Here is a 4863-nt window from a genome sequence, read left to right as displayed (position 1 = left end):
CTGAATCCCAGCAAGTCCGGCCAGCCCAGTCAACCCCGGTAGGCCCGCCGATAACCCGGCGTTGCCGGTCGACGTCACGAGCGCAAGCGCCTGAATTTCGGGAGCGAACGCCTGATAAGCCTCGACCACGTGGCCGGCCTCGTCGGCGATCAGACCCGGAATATCAGACTGTAGCTGCGCTATCGCCCCGGCTGGATGCTGCGGAAATTCCAGCACGTCTCGCCACAAGGTTTCCGGAACCTCCAGGAATCGGTTCATCCACCAACTCAGCTCGTATGGGTTGCCAGCATCGTTGTCGACAATGTCGTGCTCACCGCTGTCGCCGCTGCTGTCGGAGCTGTCCGAATTTTCGATGTGCGGCGCCGGATCAGTTTGTGGCGCTAATGCCACCGCCAGGCTCGAGGCCGCCTGATAGGTGGCCATCGTGGCGGCCGCCTGGAACCACATCCGCATGTAGTCGGCCTCATTAAGCGCGAGTGGGATGGTGTTGAGCCCAAAGAAATTCGTCGCCGTCAATACCGCATGGATCGCATGGTTGGCGGCCAGCTCCATCAAGGTCGGCATCGCCGCCAACGCCATGGTGTAGGCCGCGGCGGCGGTCTCCTGCTTTACCGCCATCCCAGCACTGTTGGTGCTAGCCCGCAGCAGCCACGCCAAGTACGGGGCATGGGCGACTGCATACTGCTCGGCGCTTGGTCCGTCCCACCCAGCCTGCACCGCCGCCACTATTGCGGTGAGCTCGTCGGCCGCCGAAGCATATGCGGCACTCAGCGAACGCCAACCGCTGGCGGCAGCCAACAAGCCAGCTGGCCCGGCACCGCTACTCAATAGGGCCGAATGGATCTCCGGCGGCACAGCCAGCCACACCGGCGCGGCCATTTTCAGCCGCTCGCAACCAAAGCAGCAATGACCGGCAGCGTCATGGAAGAAACTCCTGACCGATAGGGGCGAACTCAGCGACCGCACCACCACGCAGCTAGTAGTCGGCGCTAGGCCCGGAAAAGTTCCCCACGCTCACCTCTTGGCGGCACTGACCAAGGTGGTGCGCGCGATCATCGGCCCAGCTTCGGTTTCGGGTCCGGGCACCGGCCGGCCGACCTGGCGCAGGTAATCAGCCAACGGAGTGCCGAGTGCGGTCCAGCCTCGGGCACCGAACCATTCGGTGGCCGGCGCACACTGTTCGTTGTAGACCAACTGGAAAAACACGCCCAGGTCGTCGCCTTGGGCTGCCGCGGCGCGTTCTTCTTCGACTTTGGCCGCAAATTCGTCCGGTTCAAATGGTGCGCCATCCTCGACGGCGACATGGCTGCCCGGCCCGGCCAGCGAGTCGATGCCGGTGAACAGCTGCTCCTGCGCGGTGGCCGGCAGATAGATCAATAAACCCTCGGCAATCCATGCCGACGGCGCTGCTGTATCAAATCCACTGTCCCGCAACGCTTGTGACCAGTCATCACGCAGATCGATCGCGACCTCACGACGGTCGGCACGCGGTTGGGCCCCCAGGCCGGTAAGCACCTCGCGTTTGAAGTCGAGGACCTGCGGACGGTCCAACTCGAAGATAGTCGTCCCATCGGGCCATGCCAGCCGGTAGGCACGGGAGTCCAGTCCCGCCGCCAAGATGACCACCTGCCGCGCGCCGGCATCGACGGCCCGTCGGAAGTACTCGTCGAAGTACTTGGTGCGCGCGCCCTGGAAGTTGACGAAATGCTCGCCGAAGTCGCTGCTCTTGAGCGGATGGTCGGGTTCCTTACCGTTGAGAACGTCGGCCGCGGCACCGCCAATGGCGCGGCAAAACACCTGTGCATAGGGGTCGACGGCGAGCGGATCAGGTTTCTGCGCCTCCAATGCCCGCGCAGTCGCCACGAATAACGCGGTCGAACCGACACTTGTGGTGATATCCCAGCTATCGCCTTCGCTACGCACCCAACCCACACTACGCGCGGCGGCATCTGTCCCGGTGCGGCGCAACCGCACTGGCCAACAGAGACGTAATGAGCCGCCCCGGTTGGCGGCCCGGTCGCACGCATGCCTGGGCAGCAACTGCGCCCCTTGTTGCGGGGGGCGCTCCACGCCACGTGTGGTAGAAACTGTAACAGCTTGGTACCATACACCCTATGGCACTGAACATCAAGGATCCCGAGGTAGACCGGCTTGCTGCCGAAATGGCCAATCGGCTGCACACCACTAAAACTGCCGCTATCCGCCACGCCCTGCACGCCCAGCTGGCGCTTCTGGGATCGCGCGCGGACGACCGTCAGACACAGCTCCTCGACGTCATGCGCACCGAAATCTGGCCGCTACTCACGGACCACACCCCCATCGCCAAACGCGAACGCGAGGAAATTCTTGGCTACGACCCCACAACGGGAGTTTGAGCCCGCTGCGATGATCATCGACACCAGCGCGATCGTGGCCCTGATTCAAGACGAGCAACCCCATACCGGGCAGGTTGTGGCCGCGCTGGCCGGTGCTCGTAGCCCGGTCATGTCGGCCCCAACCGTTGCTGAATGCCTCATCGTCCTAACAGCACGCCACGGGCCGGTGGGACGCACCATCTTTGAACGCCTGCGCAGCGAAATCAACTTGGGTGTAGAGCCTTTCACCTATGACCATGCGACCGCCGCGCAACGGGCCTTCCTGCAGTACGGCAAGGGCCGTCATCCCGCAGCCCTTAACTTCGGGGACTGTATGAGCTACGCGGCCGCGCAACTGAGTCACCAACCACTGCTGGCCGTAGGCAATGACTTCGCCCAAACCGACCTCGAGTTCAGCGGCGTTATCGGCCACTGGCCCACACCAAACGAGACATCGTCGGCAAGCGGCGCCCACAAGCGCTACCTCGACTAGACCAGCGGACGCCCCGTCCTGACCCGCCGGTCCAGATCCCACAGCAACACGTTGAAGGGAAACTGCCGGACAAACCGCGGCATGAGCCGGTTCGCGATGCGCAATACGGCCATCAACCGGTTGAACCGCCGTTGTTTGACGGCGTCCCACGGCAACCGCATCTGGTCGCGGAATCGCTGCGGCAAGAATCCGGTGGTAATCAGCAACGCGACGTTGTCCGATAGCCGCCGCACGCGGCGTGGCAAGGCGATGCCCTTGATGCGGGCTGCAGCGATCGGATACAGGTAGTCACGGACGGCGTCGTCGATGTGCACTTTGGCCAGCGACTCCTGCCAGTACCGATCGAAGGCCGCCCGGTCCGGTGGCCACATTTCGGACGGCACCTGCAACGTGGTCGCCAGCGTCATGCCCTCCCGGTAGTGGCGGTCGGCGTCCTCGTCGCTTAGCTCTCCGATGAAGATGCGATAGATATCGACCGCACCCTTGTAGAGACACGCCCCGACCCACAGCTGCAAGTCAGGATCGAACGCGTTGTACTGCACCGGGCTTTCAGCGGTCGAGTACACCTGCGCGTGCGCGCGGTTCACCGCGCGGCGGAAGGCCGCTTTCTGAGCACCGTTGCCGGCGGTAGCCACGGCGAGGTAAGTAAAGGTGGTGCGCGCCCGCTTGATCGGGTGCAGATCCAAGCGGCCGCTGTCGACGCGGCTCTCCATCACGCCGTAGCCGACGCCGGGTCGCGCCAATTGCATGATCACGTTGGCCGGACCGGCCAGTAGCGCCACGCCCATCAACCCGTGGTGCATATCGGTGGGGCTTCCTATCGCTGGCCGGCGCCGGGCCAACGGAAGACGGGGCGGGTCTGCGATTGCACGCTCGACATGCCCGACGGGTTCAGGAGAAGCCTGGTGCACTGCCATGTAGGACCTCCCGCAGCAGCTGCCCGCTAATTGTGCGAACGTTTGTTTCCTGATACTGTTCCGGGCCTTGTGTTGGTGTCAAGATGGAGCCCGTGACCGAACGATCCGGGGTGGCCGAGGCATCGAGCGCGCGGCCGTACCGCGGCGTTGAGGCCAGCCAGCGACTGGCCGCACGACGTGGCCGACTACTGGCCGCCGGCCTGGATCTGCTGGGGGCCGACCACCAGGGCCTTTCCGCGCTGACCGTCCGCGCCGTCTGTCACCGGGCCGGCCTGGCGGCGCGCTACTTCTACGAAAGTTTCACTGACAAAGACGAACTCGTCAGCGACGTTTTCGAATGGGTAGTCGCCGATCTGGTCGCCACCACCCAAGCCGCAGTGGCCGCGGTGCCGGCGCACCAGCAGACCCGCGCGGGGATGGCCAACATCGTGCGGACCATCGCCGACGACACACGAATCGGGCATCTGCTGTTCAGCACACAGCTGGTCAACCCGGTAATCGCACGTAAACGCGCCGAATCCAGCGCACTTTTCGCCCTGCTGTCCGGCCAGCATGTTGGCAACGCACTGCGGGTGCCGGCAAACGACCGCCTCACAGTGGCAGCGCATTTCGTGGTCGGCGGCGTCGGGCAAGCTATCAGTGCCTGGCTGGCCGGCGCCGTCCACCTAGAGCCCGACCAGCTGGTCGATCAATTGGCGTCGCTGCTCGACGAGCTCACCGACCCAGACCTCTACCGTCCCCGCCTCACGCGAACAGCGGCACCTGCCACAGCCGCATCCCCGGCTCCAGCAGCCACAAGCGTGCCAAGGTGAGTCGCATAATGCGCTGCGCACCGGTCATCATCAGGATCGCCAACGGCACCTCGACCAGCATGGCCGTGATCACCGACAACCAGACGTCATTGGGTCCGGCGGTCATGAGGTCGAACCATGCGTCGCAGATCAGCAACACCCCGGAGGTGAACGCAGCGAGCAGCAGCAGCTGGCGGCGCAGGTATCCGAGCACGGCGGTTGCCAACATGAACCCGACCAACAAGATGTCGAATCCAACCCAGGTGGCGGGCCAGTTGTGGGCAACGTAGTTCTGCGGCAGCGTCATT

At 64.3% G+C, this 4863-nt stretch carries 6 protein-coding genes and 1 pseudogene; 3 read left to right on the top strand and 4 right to left on the bottom strand.

The features are described from left to right. The coding region (locus AC2VOU_RS03090; protein WP_486956036.1) for a PPE family protein at nt 1–879 on the bottom strand (879 nt) is incomplete at its 3' end. Nucleotides 880–1014: 135 nt separating this feature from the next. Next, nucleotides 1015–1923 (bottom strand): class I SAM-dependent methyltransferase, encoded by a 909-nt coding sequence (locus AC2VOU_RS03085; protein ID WP_047315937.1) that lies wholly within the window; start codon nt 1921–1923, stop codon nt 1015–1017. A 191-nt stretch (nt 1924–2114) separates the two neighbouring features. On the opposite strand from AC2VOU_RS03085, the gene AC2VOU_RS03080 reads away from it, so the two are divergent. Further along, the gene (locus tag AC2VOU_RS03080) at nt 2115–2375 is read left to right on the top strand and encodes a type II toxin-antitoxin system VapB family antitoxin (protein ID WP_047315902.1); all 261 of its coding nucleotides are present in this window, start codon (nt 2115–2117) and stop codon (nt 2373–2375) included. Between the two features lie 10 nt (nt 2376–2385). Further along, entirely contained in the window at nt 2386–2847 is a 462-nt protein-coding gene (locus AC2VOU_RS03075; RefSeq protein WP_047315901.1) for a type II toxin-antitoxin system VapC family toxin, read from the top strand. Here the strand turns inward: AC2VOU_RS03075 and AC2VOU_RS03070 are convergent. Beyond that, the gene (locus AC2VOU_RS03070) at nt 2844–3764 is read right to left on the bottom strand and encodes an oxygenase MpaB family protein (protein WP_054878881.1); all 921 of its coding nucleotides are present in this window, start codon (nt 3762–3764) and stop codon (nt 2844–2846) included. The two genes, AC2VOU_RS03075 and AC2VOU_RS03070, sit on opposite strands and share 4 nt — an antisense overlap. A gap of 110 nt (nt 3765–3874) precedes the next feature. On the opposite strand from AC2VOU_RS03070, the gene AC2VOU_RS03065 reads away from it, so the two are divergent. After that, nucleotides 3875–4576 (top strand): TetR/AcrR family transcriptional regulator, encoded by a 702-nt coding sequence (locus tag AC2VOU_RS03065; protein ID WP_418001130.1) that lies wholly within the window; start codon nt 3875–3877, stop codon nt 4574–4576. On the opposite strand, the pseudogene AC2VOU_RS03060 reads toward AC2VOU_RS03065, so the two are convergent. Beyond that, nucleotides 4509–4863, bottom strand: a pseudogene (locus AC2VOU_RS03060) (hypothetical protein); the annotation flags it as partial. The gene AC2VOU_RS03065 and the pseudogene AC2VOU_RS03060 sit on opposite strands and share 68 nt — an antisense overlap.

The organism is Mycobacterium sp. TH-M25 (genome assembly GCF_057473665.1).
The sequence above is the reverse complement of the archived record's forward strand: the minus strand, read 5'-3'. Positions and strand labels throughout refer to the sequence as shown.

Bases quoted from the DNA above. Each gene is read 5' to 3' on its own strand.
- AC2VOU_RS03080 (WP_047315902.1), top strand. From the start codon at position 2,115: ATGGCACTGAACATCAAGGATCCCGAGGTAGACCGGCTTGCTGCCGAA.
- AC2VOU_RS03070 (WP_054878881.1), bottom strand. From the start codon at position 3,764: ATGGCAGTGCACCAGGCTTCTCCTGAACCCGTCGGGCATGTCGAGCGT.
- AC2VOU_RS03075 (WP_047315901.1), top strand. From the start codon at position 2,386: ATGATCATCGACACCAGCGCGATCGTGGCCCTGATTCAAGACGAGCAA.